Genomic DNA, 20,762 nt, shown 5'->3' on the forward strand with positions numbered 1-20,762 from the left:
AGGAAGTTGAAGCCGGATGAAACCTGCCTGCACTCTGTTATCACTCACTTTGCTGAGTTCGCCTTTTGTCGTCAGTGCACAAGAAAATATTGAAAAAACATTCACGTTTGGCATTGTTTCCAATAAAGCTCAAAGCAAAATCAAAAAGTCGACGCCTTTTACGCAGCACGTGACCAATGGTTTGGCTGAATACGGATACACCAAGGGGGCTGTAAAAGTATTTAAAAATTATCGCCAGCTCGCGGTGGCACTTGAAAATGGCACCGTTCAAATTGCAACAGCCACCCCCTTCAATGCAATGACCCTCGAGGCAGAATCTGGCAGCCAAGTCATTGCCATACGCTGGAAAAAAGGTTTACAAAAATATCATACGGTATTCTTTACCCACAAAGAGAGTGGTATCGAGTCGATTTCTGACCTGCGCGGAAAAACACTTGTTTTTGAAAAGCGTACATCCACCAGCAGCTATTACTTACCCGCTATTACACTGCTTAATCAAGGGGAGAAATTAGAATACCTCCCCTCCTCCGATGACAAACCAGCCAAAGACAGTATTGGATATTTATTCCTTGACGAGCACTTGGCTCAATCGAATGAAATCAACCTTTCAGTATGGGTGTATAAGCAGAGAGTCGCAGCAGGAGCGTTCAGCAATTTCAATTGGAGCAACCCTAAAGATCTTCCAGAAAGCATGAAAGACAAACTAACGATTTTCGCTCGCTCGGTAGAAATACCTAGAGACTTAATTCTCGCCTCTCCGACCTTAAGCCAAGATCAGCAACATAAAATCACGTCAATATTGCTCGGTATGGAGACATCTCAGCAAGGTGCTCTAGCACTTAAACAGTTCCAAAACACGAAAAAGATCACCGCTCTAACGCCAGAAATGTCCGCGTCCTTAAATACCGTTCGAACATCTATTCACTTGTTACCGAAGGTGGATTGATGTTCCACAAACTCTCACTCGAAACTAAATACATTTGCTCGACCATTTTTGTTGTCCTGTTTGTCGTAGTGATAAACCTCGCACTATATATGCATGGTTACGATACGTACTCAAATAACTTAACCCGCCAAATCACCGAGAACTCACAAGAAAAAACAGAGTCTTACGTCAAGCAAAAAGGATTGGTTTACGCAGAGTTATTATCAAAGCAACTTTTTGACCCACTCTATACGGATAATATCAGCCAAGCATACGAGCAGATTAAAGCAACATTAAGCCAACCAGATGTCTCGAAGATACACGTTGTTGATAATGAAGGGCTAATCTTTCACGACGGTACGACTCAGCTGAGTATGTTTGCCCAGCCTCATTACCGTTCTCGCTTTATTTTGAAAGCAATAGAAGAGTCTAGAATTCTCATTTCTTTTTCTAAACATCAATTAGAAATTGCGGCACCGATTCAGCAATCGAATATCACACTGGGCGCTGTGTATCTTGAACTGAACCTAGCACATCTATTAGAAGAGAAAGAACAAAACATTGCGCAAGTACAAGCGCTTACCTCAAACGATAAGCAAAAGATGTTTAACTTGCTGCTCACGATCAGTGCGATATCCGTTCTGCTCGGAAGTGCCATCGCGTATGCTTTAGGTCGCTCATTAATAAAACCACTCAAACAACTTAAAGAACAATTTACAGAGTCAAATACTCAAGCACTGCCAATCACTGATATAAAAAGTAAAGATGAAGTGGGTGATCTTATTTCGGCGTATAACAAAATGTCGAACAAAGTGAACAGATACACAAGCCGGGTAGAGTTCATGGCGTATCACGACATTCTTACCTCCCTGCCTAACCGAGAAAAGTTGCTCATTGATATCCAAAAGCAAATAACGAACCGCAAATCACCCTCACTCGCGGTTGTTTTTATTGATCTGGATGACTTTAAACATATTAACGATAACTACGGGCATAGCATCGGAGATAAATTGCTAGGTCATCTCGCCTCAGAACTTCAAGGTCGTTTGCCGAGTTACTTCCAGCCTCTTTACCGTCTTTCAACCATCGTAAGCCGAGTCGGCGCTGACGAATTTGTGCTGGTCTTTCCATGCAAAGACAGCCTCCACGCTAGAGAAAAAGCGGACGATATTCATCGCCAATTGCTTTCTCCTTTTAATTTGGAAGAGAACGATATTCAAATTACGGCAAGCCTTGGAGTAGCGGTGTATCCGGAATTTGGCTCAAACGCAGAGTCTCTTTTACAACTCTCCTCACTGGCGGCGCAAGAATCTAAACGACGCGGCAAAGATATCATGACGATATACGATTCCGCGTTTGATGAGACAGTGAAGCAGCGCTTATACATAGAAAAAGAACTGCGCCGCTCAATACGTGATTTGTCTCAGTTCGAGCTTTGGTATCAACCCCAGTTCGACCTCAACACCTACCAGTTGATTGGTGTTGAAGCATTGGTTAGGTGGAATCATCCGGAGAAGGGTTATATTAGCCCAGAATTATTTATCCCGATTGCAGAACAAAGTGACTTAATTTTAGAGCTTGGTGAATACCTCATCGAGACAGCAATTAGCCAGCGAGCACAATGGGCGGATCATTTCGCTGCTGATTTTCATATCGCATTAAATTTGTCTCCTAGGCAGATCTACCGCCAAGATTTAAGTCAGCTCTTTTCGAAATATTTACAACAATATCAAGTCCCTCCTCAAACCATTCATGTTGAAGTGACAGAGTCTCTGTTTATTGATGATATTGAGAAAGCGCAGTACGTGCTCAAAAAACTAAAAGATAACGGCGTAGAAGTGTGGCTAGATGATTTTGGAACTGGGTACTCTGCCCTCGCCTACCTACAACAAATGTCGTTTGATGGGCTTAAAATTGACCGTTCATTTATCGCTCAAATCCAAAAAAATGAACAAGATGATTCATTAATCCGTGCGATTATATCCATGGCTCATAACCTAAGAATGAGAGTGGTAGCTGAAGGCATAGAAACCCAGACCCAACTAACAAAAATGGAATCACTTCACTGCGACGTTGTTCAAGGCTTTTTCTTGGGTAGACCGGTGCCGGCAGAAGAAATCATAGAGTTTGAGCAACAACGTCAAGCAATAGATGATTCAACCGCCAGCAACTACGCTTAACTGAATAATTTATCGCGTTCATTGAATTAAAGGGGATTCGTTCTGCAATATTGGTCACACTTCGCCATCTCACAAGTATGAATTTCCTCTTAAAATCTAACATTTGAGATAGGTAAACTACACTTTTCATATCAACTCTTTGGATATGGAAACGCGTGTGGTCGGGATATTTGCTTGGAACAACCTGTCTGTAAAGCAGAAACTTTTTGGATTGGTCCTACTACCAATCTTATTGTTATTGCTTCTTGCAGGTAAACATGTACAAAACCTCTCTATCCAAGCTCAAGAACTTCAAAAAGCACAACTCTTCTCCCAATATATAGATCGTGTTTCCTCACTGTATTATTTGACGAGCGATCCAAGGGTCGCGAATAACGCTCAAGAAACCCGCCAACTCGTTCAAACTTTACAAGATACAGCTTCACCTGTTTTTGGTGACAATGCCGATATATTAAATCAGCTCGCGAATTTCGAAGAAGCAACACTGTCAATGCTCTCGTCCAATAATACAGAAGATAAGTTAGATGCTGCTGAGTGGCGTGCCGACACATTCAAAGAGATTCTTTTGAGTTTGGATAGAGTCTACTTCAGCCATGTAAGTTATGAAACCAACACTCACCTCTCCTCATTGATGCAGCTTGAGTGGTTAATGTTTTGGTCAACAGAAGAACATAGACTCAGCAAATACTTAGTGGAATCCACAGAACAGGGGCAGATGTACGATCCAGCTATCCAAGCCAGTATCCAATCATTAATCCAGAACCAACAACTGCTGTTCGAACGTTTTGTCACACTTAATGCGAATAAGCAGCAAGTCAACCTCCTCATCGAAACCTTTACCGATAATGTGTTTGTTAAAAGCCAAGCATTTCGAACCAATTTGTTGCAGCCAACAAACCTTAGCGTGTTGACCCCCGCTCAAATAGATGACGGGTTGTCTGCGCTTTATAAACGCTTAAGTTTATTACGTAACGTTGATGACCAGATGGAACGACAACTTGTTGAGGATATAACCAAGACGATCAGTGAAACAACACAGCACCGCATTGGCTTCATTGCGCTAATGAGCCTCGTGACATTGCTGGTCGTGAGTTTAACCCTGAGGTTAGTGCGCAAGGTCACTGGCAACTTGAATTTAGTCCTCGAATTCCTAAGTCGAGACACTTACGAAGAGGACAACAATGAAAACTCACCACTGACAGAGTTGACCAAAGGGAAAGATGAACTCAGTAAGTTTGCTAAAGAGGTAAAAAAACTGAGTTACGAACGTGAGCAGTCAAGACAAAAGTTAACTCAAGCCAAAGAAGATGCTGAAAAGGCGAAAGATGATGCCATCGAGGCAAGCAAAGCCAAAAGTAGCTTTCTGGCGAATATGTCTCATGAGATTCGAACCCCTTTAAACGGCGTTATTGGCATTTCAGAAGTTTTGTCAGACACGCCGCTAACGGCGACACAACGTGATTATGTCGACACGATAGAAACCTCCTCGCAATTACTGTTGAGCTTAATAAATGACGTTCTGGACTTCTCTAAAATTGAATCTGGTATGTTGCTTATCAGCCCTCATTCAACCTGCGTTCGTGAATCCATCTACGATATTGCTTCTATTATTTCCCCGAAAGCGAAAGAAAAAGGCATCGATGTTCAAGTCAGCATCAGCCGCAATACGCCCTATCACGTTATGTTGGATGATCACCGTATACGCCAAATTATGATGAACTTCATGTCCAATGCCGTAAAGTTCACCAAACAAGGTAGCGTTGAACTCTCTGTCATCACTAGAGAAATCAAAAATGGTGAAGCGAGTATCGAGTTTTCAGTCAAAGACTCAGGGATCGGTATTGATGAGCAGCAACAAAAGAAGATATTTGCTCCTTTCGCCCAAGAAGATAACTCCACCACCCGACAGTTTGGAGGGACAGGGCTCGGGCTTGCAATTAGCACGCAGCTGGTAGAGTTGATGGGCGGTGAGATTCAGCTTGAATCCGAGAAAGGCAAAGGTAGCCGATTTTTCTTCGAACTTACGGCTCCAATTGTGACTCAAGAGTTCAATGGCTATCACTCCCTTAATCACAACGATATATGGATAGTTTGCAACAACCCTACTTTGGAGCAAAAGCTGCGTGACGAGTTGAGCTTTTTCCACATCAATGTTCAGCAATCAGTAAATACACTGGATGCTCTGCCAACGTGGATTGATAACGAGCGCATCGTTGTTATCAACGTAGAAACTTCTCCAAATACCACAGCCAAACATCTAGGTGAAATGAAAAGACTTTGCATGCAAAATGTTCGAGTGTGTCTTATTAAACACCTTCATAGTGCTCAACGTGATTTTGGTAACAGCATTAGTGCATTGGTCACTCAACCCCTCTTAGGACAGCGTTTAGTAAAAGCACTTGAAACTTGTGCTGCAAACTTCCCTCAAGCAAACAAAGAGAACACGACAACACCCAATACTAAGACTTTCCCAAAAATTTTGGTGGTCGACGACAACACCGTCAATCAAAAAATCGCTGGATTACACGTCACAAAAGCGGGCTTCGACTTTGATATCGCCGTAAACGGAGAAGAAGCCGTAGATATGTTTCAACAGAATCAATACTGCTTAATCTTAATGGATTGCATGATGCCTGTGATGGATGGGTTTGAAGCAACCAAAATGATCCGTCAAATTGAAGCAAAAGAAAAACGGACGTTCAGAATCCCAATTATCGCGCTAACAGCAAGTGTAGTCGATGATGACATTCAAAAGTGTTTTGATGTTGGAATGGATGATTATGTGCCCAAACCTTTTAAAGCGGGTTTGTTGAAAGAGAAATTAGATAAAGCCATTGGACTACGCATTTCCAATATTGCTTCTGATGAAAAGCGACTGGCAACAAACACCACTCACACTCCTGAAAAAACCTCGCATGCTGAACAATCAGAAGCGACCGTGACGCCTATTCGCTCAGAACGGATTTTGCTCGTCGAAGATAACAGAGTAAATCAAAAAGTCGCTTCGCTGCTTTTATCCAAAGCTGGTTATCAATTTGAAGTGGCCGAAAACGGACAGGTTGCGGTCGAAATGTTCCAAAAAGATGGTGGGTTTGACATCATTTTGATGGACTGCATGATGCCGATCATGGATGGGTTCGAAGCCTCACGACAAATACGCGCCTATGAAGCAAGTAAAGGTCTTCCTAAGACTCCCATCATCGCGCTAACGGCAAGTGTTGTGGATGATGACATTCAACGCTGTTTCGATTCAGGCATGGACGCTTATGTACCCAAGCCTGTTCGTAGAGAAAAGCTGTTGTACCAGATTGAAAATGCGATATAGGTAGCGATGATGAGCGGCGACATTTCTCTCCTCTGTTTTCTTTTGCGCTGCATAAAACGCTACCTATTCATTGTTGTTTTCCTTCTACCCATAGATAGTCAAGTACTTGCTGCAGAGAGCTACGCCGTTTTCTCGTTTAATAGTGAGTTCTCGCCCCTAACCATCAATAAAGCGCGAAAGTTGTACAGAGGAAAAACGCAACTCTTACAAGGGCAGAGAATTGAGCTATCTGACTGGCCAGCGACATCAGCGGAGAGAGCGGAGTTCTATCGCTACCTTCTCAATAAAAACTTGGCGCAAATGAACGCGCACTGGGCGAGCTTGTCTTTTTCAGGCAAAGCGAGGCCACCCAAAGTGATTGCAAACTCTAGCATTGATGCGCTGATCACGTGGATGCAAGAAAAGCCCAATCGGATTGGTTATGCCCCTGCTTCGAGCGTGCCTGGAAATGCTCGTATTTTGTGTGTGGTGAGCTCGGAGGATTAATATGAAAAAATATTTGACCATGTTATCACTGAGTGTTGTCGCCTTTCCGAGCTTAGCCACCATTGAGTTATCAGATCACCTGTCTTTGAGTGGTTTTGGTTCGACATCTTGGTCTAAGTCGGATAACTCCACAACGGTTCTCGTCAACCGCTTTATTCATGATGAAGCCTGCTACGATTGTGACACAACCTTCGGCCTGCAGCTTGATTACTTTTACAAGGCATTTCGAGCATCCGCACAGATAGTCAAGCGTCCGCAAGATCATTGGAGCTCGCCCCAATTAGAGTGGGCATATTTAGCTTATACCTATAAAAATGTAGAGATACGTGGGGGACGATTGAGGCTGCCGCTGTTTTTGATGTCTGAGTATAATTATGTCGGTCACGCTTTTACCCAAGCTCGACCACCAAATGAAGTGTATGACAGCATATTAGGCATCACCGCTTACAATGGTTTATCCATTCGCTGGAATCACGACCTCAATGAGCAAATCATGCTTACTGCAATGCCGTTTATAGGGTTTAAAGACAGCAGTGATGTCACCCTCAACGAAGATACTGAACTGAAGATCGAATCAGACAACACAGCCGGAATAAACTTAACACTCAGCGGAAATGCCTACCGTTTGAACTTTTCTTATCTACATGGCGATTATGACCAAACTACGGTTCTCTCCAATACCAAGCAATCCACACCTGAAGGAGGAGCCATGTTAATTGACCGTTTGGTTCTAAAAGAAAAAGGCAATACGATTGACCAGTTTTCTCTAGGCGTAAGGTATGAGCTTGATAACGTTGTGATAATGGCTGAAGGACAAACCAGCAACATTTCCTCCTCTTGGTACGCAACAACGAGTTACAACGTGAATAAATTGACCCCCTACATAGTTTACGGCCAACAGTTTAATAGCAGTGATACAAAGAATGGGGACAGCTATCTGTTTGGGGTGAGATACGACCTAGATTATAACGTGTCACTGAATGCTGAATGGCAAAAGTTTAACGCCCACAATAACGATACTGGCGCGTTTTCATCAATACCAGAAGATAACAGCGCCAATCTTTACACCCTGATGTTAAATTTCGTTTTTTAACTTTTCTATACTGACATCGTATAAACCATGGGCATTTACCTTTGTTATCGTTGATACATGTTGTGCGTGATTTGACGCTCTTTGTAATAGAATTCTTTGTCATGTTCGCCTATCTCTCGCAATACACGACACGGGTTCCCTACCGCAACAACATTACTTGGTATATCTTTCGTTACCACGCTACCAGCACCAATTACGCTGTTTTCTCCAATCTTGACGCCAGGCAATACCACTGAGTTAGCGCCGATCCATACATTATCACCAATATGAATAGGGATATTAAATTGCGCAACTTCTCTTCTGAGCTCCGGTTCAACCGGGTGGCCTGCCGTTGCTAGTGTCACATTGGGCCCAATCATGACACTATTGCCAATGTAGATATACGTATCATCGACTAGGGTTAAGTTAAAGTTTGCATACACGTTATCACCAACGTATGTATGCCTCCCCCAATTCGCCCGAAGTGGCGGCTCAAAATAGCAGTTGTCACCAACAGCGCCGAGCAAACGTCGTAATATTTCTGTACGCTTTTCAGATTCAGAAGGCCGAGTTTGATTGTAATCGTAAAGAACTTCTAAACACTGTGTTTGCTGCTCGACTAACGCTTCATCATTACAAAAATATATTTTCTGACTATGAAGCATTGATTCACTATCCATAATATCCTCCGTTCTATCTGCCCAGTAGCTTCAGGCTGCTGGAACACCTCGCAATACGAGTTCCTGTCAAGATTGGCTAACAGAATGCATGATGTCGTTTTTTACAATAAGTTTAATGACATGCTTGCGAGGCCTAACGCAAAATACCGAATAACTTGAAAGAAATATGTGAATCAGACGATTAAATAACACAAAGATCGATGCAGAGTTAGCTTTGTTTATCTCGATTCATTTTCAAGCGCTTTTCTTTACGTCGTAACGCTCGGAAAAACTTCGACTCCTCGTGATACCAGCCGATAACACTAACCGGGAAGCCCACTAGCATCATGATAAAAAGATCCGCGGGCAGCTGCTCCAAAATATCACTCAGGGAGTGCAGCTCACCAAAAATGAATAAACCAATGACTTTACCAAGCAATAGTGCGCAACAAATCATAAAAAAAGACTTCATGATGTAATGCCATTTGCCTTTTTTACGCTCTTCTCGCCAATAGGCATATTTATGTTGTCGGTCGTACATTCATCCCCCAAGTGACAATGTCACTAGCCACAAACATTCAGGCAAAGTAACAGGCTTTAGCTGCACTCTAATGATAGTGTGAATTAGAAGCGAATGCTTGTCATGGCAATGAGAAAGCTGCACATCATGCTGCGCATTTTACGACTTTATGGACGCTAGCATGATCGCGCAATACAGGGAGATATCAGCTTGTTAATCACGGAGTGAGTTAATGTTTTCGGAACACCCAAATTGGACCAATAAGAAGAAACTGCAAATCTTCGAAAAAAGACGGTTTCTTCCCTTCTATTTTGTGACCAATGAACTGCAAGATCCACAGTACACCGAATAGGAGCATCGAAATATGCAGTACGGGCAGCGCCAATACCTCCAAAGACCATATCAGGCCGATGCACGCTAATGTATACCCTAACATCATCATAAAGACGCTGAGAGACAAACGAAAATAGAAAACCCATACCGGTATGACAGCAATCCAGACCCAGTTAAACTCGAAACCCAAGATGGAGATTTGAGGAATTGACCAAATTAGACCGACCACAGATAGGTAAATACCCGGAACTGCGATTGTGTGAATCTTTTGGTTGATGGGGTTTTGATGGCTCTCCCCATATTCTTTTAGCCATTCAGATAATGCTCGCATATCATTCCTACTTTTCCGCCTACTTATTCTTATATAGCTTGAGGATGGAAAAGGTGCGAATTTTTCTGTAATAGCTATTACTGACCAAGCAATGCTCGTTGCACTTTTGGTAGTTTGGCAACGACGAGAGTATAAGAGCGTTCACATAAATCCTGAATCAATCCATCTTCCACATCACCATTAAAATAAACCGTTATCCAGTGACGCTTATTTAAGTGATAACCAGGAGTGATGTCCGTAAACTGCGATGTTAAGACTTCTCCATCTTCTGGTTTTACTTTTACGCTGACATACTCCCGACCGTTTCTCTCTGCAATAATCGCAAACATTTACCTTTGATTTTGTATACAAGCGCTTCTGGCCCAAATGGGAAATCACTCCCTGCACACATAAAGGTACTTAAATAACCTTCTAACTCTTTGCTTCTCATTCCGTCCCACCCTTCCTGTATCTTTTACTCAAACAAAGGCAATAGTAGTCTTAACGCCTGGTTAACCTGCGCTTTCTCATTACCTTCTAAACCATGTAGCAGCGATTGCTGAACGTCTACATGCTCTAGGATCAACTTGTCAATTAAGGTTAAGCCCTTTTCGGTTAACTCAACGGTGACACTGCGTCTATCTTCTTTACTGTGTGTTCTGGTAATAAAGCCTTTCTTCTCGAGTTTATCTAATCGGTTCGTCATCGCGCCCGAAGTGAGCATCATCGAATCAATTAGCGCCGAGGGAGTAAGGCAGTATGGTGAACCTGCTCGGCGAAGTGTCGCCAGCACATCAAATTCACCCATCTTAAGATCGTACTTCTTATGTAGGTCAGCGACCCGACACTCCATGTGCTTAGCAATTCGCATTAGCCGACCCATAATTGCCATCGGTTCAGTGTCGAGCTCTGGCTTCTCCTTAGCCCACTGCTCTACCACTCTATCAATTGCGTCCATGGTTTCTCTCCAAACGTCATTTAATTTTTATTTTAACATAAAGATACTTTACAAAAAGTAACCTTATCGATATCTTTACAATTAATTATCTCAACGTAAAGATATTTAACATGAACATTTTGCTTGCAATGATCCCGGCTTTTTTTTGGGGGACAACTTATGCTGTTACTCAGTTTACGCTTCCGGACTGGCCTCCCGTTTTACTTGGTGCGCTAAGAGCATTGCCTGCGGGTCTTTTGTTGCTCGCAATAAAGCCATCTTTCCCGAAAAAGAGTGAATGGAAAGTGCTGCTTGTTTTAGGAACTATCAACATCGCTTGCTTCTTTGGTCTCATTTTTGTCATGGCGTTGACGCTTCCTTCTGCGATCTCAGGTGTAGGTATGGTATCAGTGCCCGTTTTTGCGATGCTGTTTGGCTGGGCAGTCTATAAGCGCCAGCCAAGCGCAATACAGGCAATAAGTGGAGCGACTTTGATTGCTTTGGCTTGGTTCTTATTTGATCCTAGTTCTATTTCGCTCAACCCTATGGGTTTGCTGGCGATGATCTCCGCCATCATGTGTATTGTGGTAGGCAGTAGCGTAACGAAATCACTAGGAACGAAAATGCATTGGTGGACAGTATTAACATGGCAGCTCATTTTGGGTGGTGTGATTATGTCTGTCGCAACAAGCGTGCTAGCAATAAACAATCCAGAGCCATACGTTACAGCCATTCAAAACTTATCAATGACGAACACCCTTGGGCTGCTGTGGGTGATCATTCTGAACACTGCATTAGGCTACGGCATGTATGTTTGGCTATTGCAGCGTATGTCGGTCGTTGACTTTACTTTTGGTGGCATTGCCAACCCCGTTGCGGGCATTGTGTCAGGTTTGCTGCTATTAGGTGAGACTTTCACCCCTCTCCAATACAGCTTGATGCTAGGGATGATTGTTATGTCATTGCTCCCTCAATTGATCGCTTCATTAAAAACTAAAAAAGCCGCCCTTTCTTCCTAAGTAAAATCCTAACGCCCGATGCTAAAATCGGGCGTTCATATTCTCTGTAAACTCTGTTTGAATTCTAAGACTTCAACAGGTTTTTTATGGAACAGTGAACCCAAAAAGGTTCAGCAATAAAAAAGGTGCCGAAAGACACCTTTAATAATGAATACGCCCCATTATGCCTTGCTTTAAGTCATCACAAGGTTGTTAATAGGCTCTGGTTTAGCGTAGACATACCCTTGAATAAGGTAAATAGAATGCTGAGCCAAATACGCGACTTGAGCCTCGCTCTCTACACCTTCTGCAATCATCTCACATTCCGCTTTCTTTGCTGCCGAGACAATAGAATCCAACACTTTCAATTTTTGGTCATCAGAGCCTATTGGATCGATGAACATCTTATCCACTTTTAAGCATCGGATACCCAGATCTTGCAAATAAGAAAAGCCGCCATACCCAGTCCCAAAATCGTCAATTTTGAACTTGTAGCCTTTATTCGCCAGATACAAAATCTCTTTTTTCGCTGCCTCTGTATCTTTTACAGGAATTCGCTCGGTCAACTCAAAATGCACTCTCTTCGGACATGGCCAATTCAGTTCTGACAGTAACTTGGTGAGTTCACCTGACTCTAAATGGGAAGAAACAATATTGATGCTGACCCACACATGCTCAGGTAACACACTAAGATCTTGTATGATTTTACGAATAAGCTGATTCGTCATTGGGACAATCAGACCACTTTCTTCTGCAGCGCCGATGAACATATTTGGCGGCACCATACCCTCACGGCGAGACCACCGAATCAGTGCTTCATACCCCACTGTTACACCATCACGGCTATCGACAATCGCTTGGTAATAAGGGACAAATTCCGCATTATTAATCCCATTCTGGATCAAGCCTTTGATAGACTTTCTCAAGCTCTTACTGGACACATATACAAACGCAAGAGCCAGCCCCATAAGCACACTGGCTAGGCCTCCCCATAGAAAGACTCTTTCCTGAGCATAGCTCTTCAGTTTCTCGCCACTGTGTATTTTGATGAGCATATTGGCTTGAGAATCAGCCGAGAAGAATAACTCCTTTGAAACTGCCGCTTCTTCTGCTGCAATGGCTGGTTTTCCTCGACTTATTGTTAAATCTCCAAATACAGGCTCATCATATATAAACTCGACGAACAAACAGTCTTCACAAGGCGTTTTTATCACTTCTTTAACCCAACTATTATCGAGAACCCAGACAACTTCAACATGTTCATTTTCATAAATGACCATCCACTCAACTTGATCTTGGTGTTCCGGTAAAATAAGTGATGCAAAAAAGTTTTCGCCAAGCTGAAATCGTTGCGCATTGGATAAATGAGATACTTCACGACCAATCGTGGAGCATGTTTTACCGTCACTCGTTTCCATCGCAATAAAACGGATGTAACGATTATAAAAACGTGGGTCGCGTAATGTTCTAACATCACTATTACTGCACGTGAAATCTAACTGCGAAACCTGCTTTACAATCGCCTCATCCAAATACATGGATCGTTGGTGTAAATAATCGACATAGGTGTCTATTTTAGTCTCTTTGATATAGCTGATGTAAAAATTGGCTATTGAATTAAAAGCCACAACAAAAACTGCAATGGGAACTAGGCCAAGCAAAATGGCATTTCTTGTTATCTTTGTAATCAAAGTTCCTCCTAACGTTCAGCCAAACAACTTAAATTAAAGAGTGACATGAACACTATCTCACGTTCACACACCAAAAAAGTGAGGTTCGAATCTCAATAAGAAGTATAGAAGCGCAAGGCTTGCCACAGAAAATGAGAGTACTGCTGCATATCCAAGATAGCAACTCTCTTGAGTGAGACTTACCGACGATAATCGCGAGAAAAGAGGGGCTTATGCTCAACATAACCAATGTATAAAACGACTTTTTTGCCATCCAATGACTCGCCACAGTCACTAACTTTCTAATTGACCTTTGAAGGCACTAGCAACACACTGCATGATAAAATAGGAAAAGCTACTTAGAGCTTTTTACCAGCATTACAGGCTTATCGACCAGGGAGGGTCATGAAATGAAATTAGCTCAATTAAATATTGCGCTTGCTAAATATCCTTTGGATGCACCAGAAATTAAAGATTTCGTAGACAATTTGGACTTAATTAATGGTATAGCTGAAGAAAGTGAAGGCTTTATCTGGCGTCTAAAAGACGACTCCGGTGATGCAACAAGCATTAAATTATTTGATGACCCGAACATGATTGTAAACATGTCTATTTGGGAAAGTACTGACTCACTTAAAAACTTTATGTTTCGTACCGGTCATAGAGATTTTATGCGCCGAAAAAGCGAATGGTTTCATCGTCTAGCGGAGGATAGCTATGTTCTGTGGTGGGTAGAAGACGGTTATATACCAACACCACAAGAAGCCTTGTTACGCCTTCAGCATTTGCGCGAAAACGGAGATACGCCATTTGCTTTCACATTTAAAACAAACTTTACAGAAGCAGATCTTGTGTAAAGTGCGCGTATGACAAAAAATCGCGTTCAAATTTACACTGACTATAAGGTTATTTGGTGTGAATCACTGTCAGTTCTACCGACTTACTCGGAAAGAAATGCAAGTGAACGCATAAAATGCGTTCACTAGGTTTATCATTCATAGGGTGTTCTATTTCAGAAATAAAGTTCATTCATGCTAGATTTACGGTACCATGCACAATTGACCAAATTGTAGTTATTCATGATTATACCAACTAAGACTCCCTCTCCCCTGCCCTCTGATGTATCTTGCTCTAACTGTAAGGCTTGTTGTTGCCGTCTCGAGGTTATGATTATTTCAGATACTGGCGTACCTGAAGAGTTTATTGCACGTGACCAGTATGGAGGCGAAACCATGATGCGGCTAAATGATGGTTGGTGTGCAGCTTTAGACAGAGACACATTAATGTGTACGATTTATGAAAATAGGCCTTGGATTTGCCGCGAATTCGAAATGGGCTCCAATGAATGTTTAGATGAACGTGTTAAATTCTTGTAAAACCACTCAAATTTACACTGATGGCAATGCGGAGTATTTGTAGAAAGTGTGCAAAGGAAAGGTAAGGTGTTTAAATCTGAGTATCAACAAATTATGGATACAAAAAAGCCCACCGCTTGGTGGGCTTTTTCTAAAATTTGGTGGGTCCGGGCGAACTCGAATCGCCGACCCCTACCATGTCAAGGTAGTACTCTAACCAACTGAGCTACGGACCCAAATTTTGTGTTCCTAACCATTCAATTCAGAATGGTGCGTCCGAGTGGACTCGAACCACCGACCCCCGCCATGTCAAGGCGATACTCTAACCAGCTGAGCTACGGACGCATTTCTCTGGAACGACGAGGATATTAGCTATAAGCGAACGACGGTGCAAGCACAAATTTACCAACTTTGAACCGTTTGGCGAAAATGTAAACTCAACACGCGTTTTCAGATGATTTTATCGACAAGGACTGAGCCTGCAGGGTTTAAAAGTGTGATCTATATAACTTTTATTATCTCACTTAATTGTCGTAAGGCACTTCACTGAGCATCCAAATCTGTAAGGTTTGCGATACCTTAGGGCAAGTGCCGAACAAAATCTGATAGTTAGGTTTAAATGGTTCGCCGATATAGGTTGTACGGATCAACTCTCCTGTTTTGACATCCACTTGAGTGCTCACCCTGCCTTTGAAGTTTTGAAATATGACAAACTGCTCACTGTGGTAAACCATTTGTTCTCGGTAAAACAAGAAATGATCTTGGGGTGTCTCTGTCAATTCACACTCCAGTGGTTTCAAATTAGGTATCGCACTAACATTAGATGCGATGAACAACGCTGACAAAATCCATCCGTATCGCATATGGCTTCCCTATTCTGCACTCTTTTTCAAAGTATAGGTCTTGCCTTGGGGACTAATACAAAAAAGGCTTTGATTGTCTCGAATCAAAGCCTCATCAGTTTTGCTGTTCAACTGTCGTCTTTATTCGTCCGACTCAAACACCACATTGTAATTCTCGGTGTAAGTACAATTTGGTTGGCGGCTGCAAGTAAAGAAGCGTCGACCTTTGAATTCACCTTGGCTTGCGGTTTTAATGATCATCGGACTGCCGCATTTTTTGCAAAAACGCACTTCTTTATCAGGCTCAATCAAATCTATATGTGCCGCAAGCAAACGACGTAATCGCCCAACTTGATAACTGTGCTTTATCGAAGCGCCGATTAAAGGTAGGTTTGCCGTCTTACAAACATGGATCAGTAACTTTTGTCTTTCTACCTTGCCCTTGCTTAACTCTTGCCCGTTATCCAATTCAACGATCACACGCGGCTCTAGCGTCCTAGGATCACAAATAACGTAATCAAAATAACTTCGAGATATGCGATTATTCGCGACAAAAAACTGCTTCTTATTTTTGATTTCTTTTGGCGTAACCAAACTGGACATGTTTACTTTCGCAAATACCACCGCATGCTCACCTACCGCTGCCCTCAACGCATTATAGAATGCGCTCTCTTGCCCCCTGAGTAACGGTCCTTTCGAGCGATAAGGATAATCACGCGTGTCGTCGTGCTTAATCACGTACTTTTGAATAACAAAGAAGAATAAAACCAGAAGAACAACAATGATAAAAATGTTGGTCATAAATAAAGTGCATCCAAAACAACTCGTTGCTCAAAGCGTAAATGGAAATGCTATGCAGAGCAACAAAACCTCGCAGTTTTGAGGATCCACGACGATAGCGAGAAACAGAAAATTTGGATCCCCAATAAAAACGAGCCAATCACACACTCGGATTGGCTCGTTTAAATTTTGTTAATACATTATGATGCTAAGAATCAACGATTAGCGTCTGGCTGATTCTCTGGCATCGCATCAATAAATGCAGGCAGTTGATTGCATGCTTGCACAACCGCGTTAATGGTTGGGTAAAGAGAAGCATCTACACCAAAGCGTTGTGCGTTATAAAATTGTGGTACCAGACAAATATCGACAATAGATGGCGAGCTTGTCAGACTAAACTTACAATCACCATTTAGTTTACGATGCTTCTGAAGTTTCTCTTCTAATGCTGTAAAACCTTTGTGAATCCAGTGATGAATCCAAGCGACTTTGCGCTCTGGCTCGCAAGCTAACTCCCCCTCTAAATACTGTAGAACTCTCAAGTTATTCAGGGGATGAATTTCCATTGCAATATCCTGAGCCAAAGCTAGTGCTTGATATCGAAGCGGCGTTTGCTCGGGGATCACAGTGACATCCGGATAGCGTTCTTCTAAGTATTGAATGATGGCCAGTGACTGGGTTAACTGAACCTCCCCATCCACCAGCACAGGAACCAGTTCAGAAGCGTTTAACTCATGGTACTCGTCACTGTGTTGTTCGCCACCATTGCGCACCAAGTGTACCGATTTTGAATCATACGATAACTCTTTAAGATTCAAACAAATACGCACACGATACGCCGCTGAAGACCGCCAGTATCCGTATAAAATCATGCCATCGCTCATATCATCTCCCAACTGGCGCCCTTAATGCTTGAGATATTGGCTAACTTGTTGGTCAATCGAACCGAATATGTTGTTGCCATCCGCATCGAACATTTCCAATCTGATTGAATCTCCAAACGACATGAAGTTAGTCGACGGTTTACCATCACGAATGGTTTCAATCATGCGAACTTCCGCGATACATGAATAACCAACACCACCCTCCTCAATCGAAGTGCCATGTTCGGTGCCTTGCTTATTAGATACCGTACCTGAGCCAATAATCGCCCCAGCGGATAGCGGGCGCGTTTTAGTCGCATGAACAATTAAGTCTGCAAAATCAAACGTCATATCGATACCCGCATTTGGGCGACCAAACGGCTTGTGGTTGTAGGTCGAGACCAGTGGTAAATGCACTTTGTTTTCGTACCACGCATCGCCTAGTTCGTCAGGTGTTACTGCCACAGGAGAAAACGCAGAAGAAGGTTTAGATTGGAAAAAACCAAACCCTTTAGCTAATTCTGCGGGAATTAGGCCACGCAGTGAGACATCATTCACCAGCATGATCAAACGAATCGACTCCTGAGCCTCTGCAACACTCGCGCCCATTGGTACGTCACCAGTTACCACAGCGACTTCACCTTCGAAATCAATACCCCATTCATCACTGGCAAACTCGATGTTGTCACAAGGTCCAATAAAGGCATCAGAGCCTCCTTGGTACATCAACGGATCCGTCCAAAAACTCTCTGGCATTTCAGCGCCGCGAGCTTTTCGAACCAACTCAACGTGGTTTACGTAAGCACTGCCATCAGCCCACTGATAAGCGCGAGGAAGCGGCGACTCGCAGTAGTGCGCTTCAAACTCTTCATACCCTGCGACCGTACCGTTGTTCAGTGCGACGTATAGCTCTTCCAGTTGCGGCGCTAGCGCATCCCAGTTATCAAGTGCCACCTGCATCGTCGGTGCTAAGTTCATGGGGTGGAAAATTTCTGTCGCAGGTACGCAGCGCGTTAAGTCTTTGCTCACGACCATCAACAAACCGTCACGAGTGCCATTTTTCTTGGTTGCTAATTTCATCCTTGCCTCTTACTTCTCTTGCCAGCTATAGACGTATTCTTTGTTTTCTACTTTTTCCAGCTCATCCGAAAACTGAAGTGCGTGACGCGTATCAATCATGACCGCGACTTCGTCGGTAAAAGTCTTCTTATGCTCTCGCCCTGCTTTGAAAGCTTTCGGGTGAGGGCCATGTGTAAATCCTGCTGGATGGAATGTCACCATACCCGCTTCAATGTTGTCACGACTAAAGAAGTCACCTGCATGGTAGAACAAGACTTCGTCATAATCGTCATTGTTGTGGTAGAACGGTACTTTGAGCGCTCCAGGATCACTTTCAATTGGACGAGGAACAAAGGTACACACCACAAATCCTGCTCCTACAAATGTAGTATGTGCAGAAGGTGGTAAGTGGTAACGATGTGACATGAGTGGACGAATATCACGCCAATTCACTTTTACCACCGCCAAATCACCATGCCAGCCAATCGCATCCAACGGGTTGAATGGGTAAGTGATAACACTGACTTTATCGTGGCGTTTCACCTGAACCTGTGTTTGATTCTCAGAATATTGAGCACGGAACTGATCGTTGATCGACGGCGTTTCTAAAACCGCCGGATCAAACAGTGCGTGGTTTCCAACCATGCCTTTTTCGGGCAATGTATAAGCCGCATCGGTGTTTTCGATCATCAGAATGAACATCGGCTCGCTTGGCTCTAAACGCCAGCTCGTTGAGCGCGGAATCATGACATAATCCCCTTCGCTCACTTTCAAATGACCATAATCACAATACAGATCTGCCGTACCTTGGTGGATGAATAGCAGTTCGTCGCCATCAGCGTTTCTCACTAAGAAGTCCATTTTTTCATCCATACGCCAGACACGAACTTTACAATTCGCGTTGTGTAATAGATGCGGGACTGCCCAAGGGGTAATATGGCTGGCTTTCTCGACTAGATTAAAATCGAACGCTCGTGGACGTAGCTCGCCCTCCCACTCAGACCATCCCGTTGGGGCATGTTGATGATGAAAATGTGTTGCGGGGCCAAAAAAACCACTTCGACCTGCCTCACGTTCATAAATTGCCTCTTCCGGGAAGTCAGCATGCGCTTGTTTAGAGCACACTCCCTCCCGGTGAGGGAATGTGATCCATTTATGCATCGCTCAATACTCCTCGGCGAATTTGGTCTTCTTCTATCGATTCAAACAACGCTTTGAAGTTACCCTCGCCAAAGCCTTCATTGCCTTTACGTTGGATGATTTCGAAGAACACAGGGCCGATAACGGTTTGAGTAAAGATTTGTAGCAAGATGCCATCTTTCGTTGGCGCACCATCAATAAGAATCTGCAAATCACGAAGCTTGCTTACATCTTCACCATGGCCTTCAACACGCTGATCGACTTTCTCGTAATAAGTATCTGGCGTTGGCATAAAGTCCATGCCTCGCTCACGCAATGTTTTGACCGTTTCGTAGATGTCGTCTGTGGTCAATGCGATATGTTGAATGCCTTCGCCATTGTATTCACGGATAAACTCTTCAATCTGTGATTTATCATCTGACGACTCATTGATAGGAATTCGGATTTTGCCGCAAGGTGCGGTCATCGCGCGGCTGACAAGACCAGTCAGCTTACCTTCGATATCGAAATAACGAATTTCGCGGAAGTTACCAATGCGCTCATAGAAACCAGACCAGACATCCATGTTGCCTTGCTTAACGTTGTGCGTTAAGTGGTCGATTTCGTAAAGACCAACATTCGCTTTTGATAAACGCTCATCAGCATCATCATAAAAACGAAAATCGACATCATAGATGCTCTGCTTTCCATAACGATCGACAAAATAAAGCAAGCTTTCACCGATGCCATAAATAGCAGGAATGCTAAGCTCCATCGGCCCAATTTCCGTTTTATATTCTTTACCGCCATTCTCTAACGCATGCGCCAGAGCAACGGTCGCGTCTTTCACTCGAAATGCCATGCCACAAACCGACGGACCGTGGACTTTGGCGAATCCCTCAGCTTGGCTATGCGGCTGCGCATTCACAATAAAGCTAATGTCACCTTGTCGATATAACCACGCTTCTTTTGAGCGATGCTTTGCAATTTCCGCAAAACCTAACGATATAAACAGATCTTTAAGCTGTTGAATGCCTTTGTTGTCAGCAGCGGTATATTCAACAAACTCAAATCCGTCTGTTCCTAGTGGGTTATATGCATCAACCATGACTTTCTCCTTGTCTCAGTAGCTTTTGTTTGGACTTATTTTTCTAACTTGGCGCAGGTCTTGAGAAATTGGAATACGTGGGGAGAAATCTTTACCTTGGCGATTTTTACGCACAATTGTAAAATATATGTTACACACAGTAAGCACATCGAACCCACTTTCGTAAACATCAAACAAACTACTTATTTTCAATATATTAGATTGATATTTTCGGCTTTACG

At 43.1% G+C, this 20,762-nt stretch carries 19 protein-coding genes, 2 tRNA genes and 1 pseudogene; 8 read left to right on the forward strand and 14 right to left on the reverse strand.

What is annotated here, in order from left to right; all coding sequences use genetic code 11:
• Positions 1 to 16 precede the first annotated feature (16 nt).
• From CBX98_RS01260 to CBX98_RS01280, 5 genes are all read left to right on the forward strand, one after another.
• A complete protein-coding gene (locus tag CBX98_RS01260; RefSeq protein ID WP_109168406.1) occupies positions 17 to 946 on the forward strand; it encodes a phosphate/phosphite/phosphonate ABC transporter substrate-binding protein in 930 nt (309 codons plus the stop codon).
• Positions 946 to 3,105 (forward strand): GGDEF domain-containing phosphodiesterase, encoded by a 2,160-nt coding sequence (locus CBX98_RS01265; protein ID WP_109168407.1) that lies wholly within the window; start codon positions 946 to 948, stop codon positions 3,103 to 3,105. Before CBX98_RS01260 ends, CBX98_RS01265 begins: the two co-directional genes overlap by 1 nt.
• 145 nt (positions 3,106 to 3,250) lie before the next feature.
• Positions 3,251 to 6,430, forward strand: coding sequence for a response regulator (locus CBX98_RS01270; RefSeq protein ID WP_109168408.1), 3,180 nt, complete (start codon positions 3,251 to 3,253; stop codon positions 6,428 to 6,430).
• Positions 6,431 to 6,439: 9 nt separating this feature from the next.
• Entirely contained in the window at positions 6,440 to 6,916 is a 477-nt protein-coding gene (locus tag CBX98_RS01275; RefSeq protein ID WP_005393443.1) for a hypothetical protein, read from the forward strand.
• Position 6,917: 1 nt separating this feature from the next.
• The gene (locus CBX98_RS01280; RefSeq protein ID WP_065646794.1) at positions 6,918 to 8,009 is read left to right on the forward strand and encodes a sulfate ABC transporter permease; all 1,092 of its coding nucleotides are present in this window, start codon (positions 6,918 to 6,920) and stop codon (positions 8,007 to 8,009) included.
• Positions 8,010 to 8,053: 44 nt separating this feature from the next.
• Here the strand turns inward: CBX98_RS01280 and CBX98_RS01285 are convergent, their stop codons facing one another.
• From CBX98_RS01285 to CBX98_RS01305, 5 genes and pseudogenes are all read right to left on the reverse strand, one after another.
• On the reverse strand, positions 8,054 to 8,668 hold the full coding sequence (locus CBX98_RS01285) for a sugar O-acetyltransferase (RefSeq protein ID WP_109168409.1): 615 nt from the start codon (positions 8,666 to 8,668) through the stop codon (positions 8,054 to 8,056).
• Positions 8,669 to 8,876: 208 nt separating this feature from the next.
• On the reverse strand, positions 8,877 to 9,188 hold the full coding sequence (locus tag CBX98_RS01290) for a hypothetical protein (protein WP_005393448.1): 312 nt from the start codon (positions 9,186 to 9,188) through the stop codon (positions 8,877 to 8,879).
• Positions 9,189 to 9,396: 208 nt separating this feature from the next.
• The gene (locus CBX98_RS01295; protein ID WP_012841889.1) at positions 9,397 to 9,831 is read right to left on the reverse strand and encodes an Mpo1-like protein; all 435 of its coding nucleotides are present in this window, start codon (positions 9,829 to 9,831) and stop codon (positions 9,397 to 9,399) included.
• A 77-nt stretch (positions 9,832 to 9,908) separates the two neighbouring features.
• Positions 9,909 to 10,261: pseudogene (locus CBX98_RS01300) on the reverse strand (MmcQ/YjbR family DNA-binding protein).
• A 24-nt stretch (positions 10,262 to 10,285) separates the two neighbouring features.
• On the reverse strand, positions 10,286 to 10,768 hold the full coding sequence (locus CBX98_RS01305; RefSeq protein WP_005393451.1) for a MarR family transcriptional regulator: 483 nt from the start codon (positions 10,766 to 10,768) through the stop codon (positions 10,286 to 10,288).
• A gap of 110 nt (positions 10,769 to 10,878) precedes the next feature.
• Between CBX98_RS01305 and CBX98_RS01310 the strand changes: the two genes are divergently transcribed.
• The gene (locus CBX98_RS01310) at positions 10,879 to 11,766 is read left to right on the forward strand and encodes a DMT family transporter (protein WP_005393452.1); all 888 of its coding nucleotides are present in this window, start codon (positions 10,879 to 10,881) and stop codon (positions 11,764 to 11,766) included.
• Positions 11,767 to 11,939: 173 nt separating this feature from the next.
• Here CBX98_RS01310 and CBX98_RS01315 read toward each other — a convergent pair whose 3' ends face one another.
• Positions 11,940 to 13,436: an EAL domain-containing protein gene (locus CBX98_RS01315; protein WP_109168410.1), complete on the reverse strand. Its 1,497-nt coding sequence runs from the start codon at positions 13,434 to 13,436 to the stop codon at positions 11,940 to 11,942.
• Between the two features lie 389 nt (positions 13,437 to 13,825).
• Between CBX98_RS01315 and CBX98_RS01320 the strand changes: the two genes are divergently transcribed.
• Together CBX98_RS01320 and CBX98_RS01325 are read left to right on the forward strand one after the other, a co-directional pair.
• Positions 13,826 to 14,272 (forward strand): DUF3291 domain-containing protein, encoded by a 447-nt coding sequence (locus tag CBX98_RS01320; protein ID WP_005393454.1) that lies wholly within the window; start codon positions 13,826 to 13,828, stop codon positions 14,270 to 14,272.
• 222 nt (positions 14,273 to 14,494) lie between these two features.
• The gene (locus CBX98_RS01325) at positions 14,495 to 14,791 is read left to right on the forward strand and encodes a YkgJ family cysteine cluster protein (RefSeq protein WP_074191235.1); all 297 of its coding nucleotides are present in this window, start codon (positions 14,495 to 14,497) and stop codon (positions 14,789 to 14,791) included.
• Between the two features lie 138 nt (positions 14,792 to 14,929).
• Here CBX98_RS01325 and CBX98_RS01330 read toward each other — a convergent pair.
• From CBX98_RS01330 to hppD, 8 genes are all read right to left on the reverse strand, one after another.
• Positions 14,930 to 15,006 (reverse strand) — tRNA-Val (locus CBX98_RS01330).
• Between the two features lie 32 nt (positions 15,007 to 15,038).
• Positions 15,039 to 15,115: transfer RNA gene (locus CBX98_RS01335), tRNA-Val, on the reverse strand.
• 179 nt (positions 15,116 to 15,294) lie between these two features.
• Positions 15,295 to 15,633, reverse strand: coding sequence for a hypothetical protein (locus tag CBX98_RS01340; RefSeq protein WP_109168411.1), 339 nt, complete (start codon positions 15,631 to 15,633; stop codon positions 15,295 to 15,297).
• A gap of 120 nt (positions 15,634 to 15,753) precedes the next feature.
• Complete coding sequence (locus tag CBX98_RS01345) at positions 15,754 to 16,413, reverse strand: DUF2726 domain-containing protein (protein ID WP_109168412.1); 660 nt, start codon at positions 16,411 to 16,413, stop codon at positions 15,754 to 15,756.
• Positions 16,414 to 16,607: 194 nt separating this feature from the next.
• Complete coding sequence (maiA, locus tag CBX98_RS01350; RefSeq protein ID WP_109168413.1) at positions 16,608 to 17,276, reverse strand: maleylacetoacetate isomerase; 669 nt, start codon at positions 17,274 to 17,276, stop codon at positions 16,608 to 16,610.
• A gap of 21 nt (positions 17,277 to 17,297) precedes the next feature.
• Positions 17,298 to 18,335: a fumarylacetoacetate hydrolase family protein gene (locus CBX98_RS01355; protein WP_047008690.1), complete on the reverse strand. Its 1,038-nt coding sequence runs from the start codon at positions 18,333 to 18,335 to the stop codon at positions 17,298 to 17,300.
• Between the two features lie 9 nt (positions 18,336 to 18,344).
• The gene (locus CBX98_RS01360; protein ID WP_109168414.1) at positions 18,345 to 19,475 is read right to left on the reverse strand and encodes a homogentisate 1,2-dioxygenase; all 1,131 of its coding nucleotides are present in this window, start codon (positions 19,473 to 19,475) and stop codon (positions 18,345 to 18,347) included.
• Positions 19,468 to 20,541 carry a 4-hydroxyphenylpyruvate dioxygenase gene (gene hppD / locus CBX98_RS01365; protein WP_005377835.1) on the reverse strand — a complete coding sequence of 358 codons (1,074 nt, stop codon included), beginning with the start codon at positions 20,539 to 20,541 and terminating at the stop codon, positions 19,468 to 19,470. The genes CBX98_RS01360 and hppD overlap by 8 nt, the downstream gene beginning before the upstream one ends.
• Positions 20,542 to 20,762 lie beyond the last annotated feature (221 nt).

This window comes from Vibrio sp. T9 (genome assembly GCF_003123985.1).
Classification (GTDB): Bacteria; Pseudomonadota; Gammaproteobacteria; order Enterobacterales; family Vibrionaceae; genus Vibrio; species Vibrio diabolicus.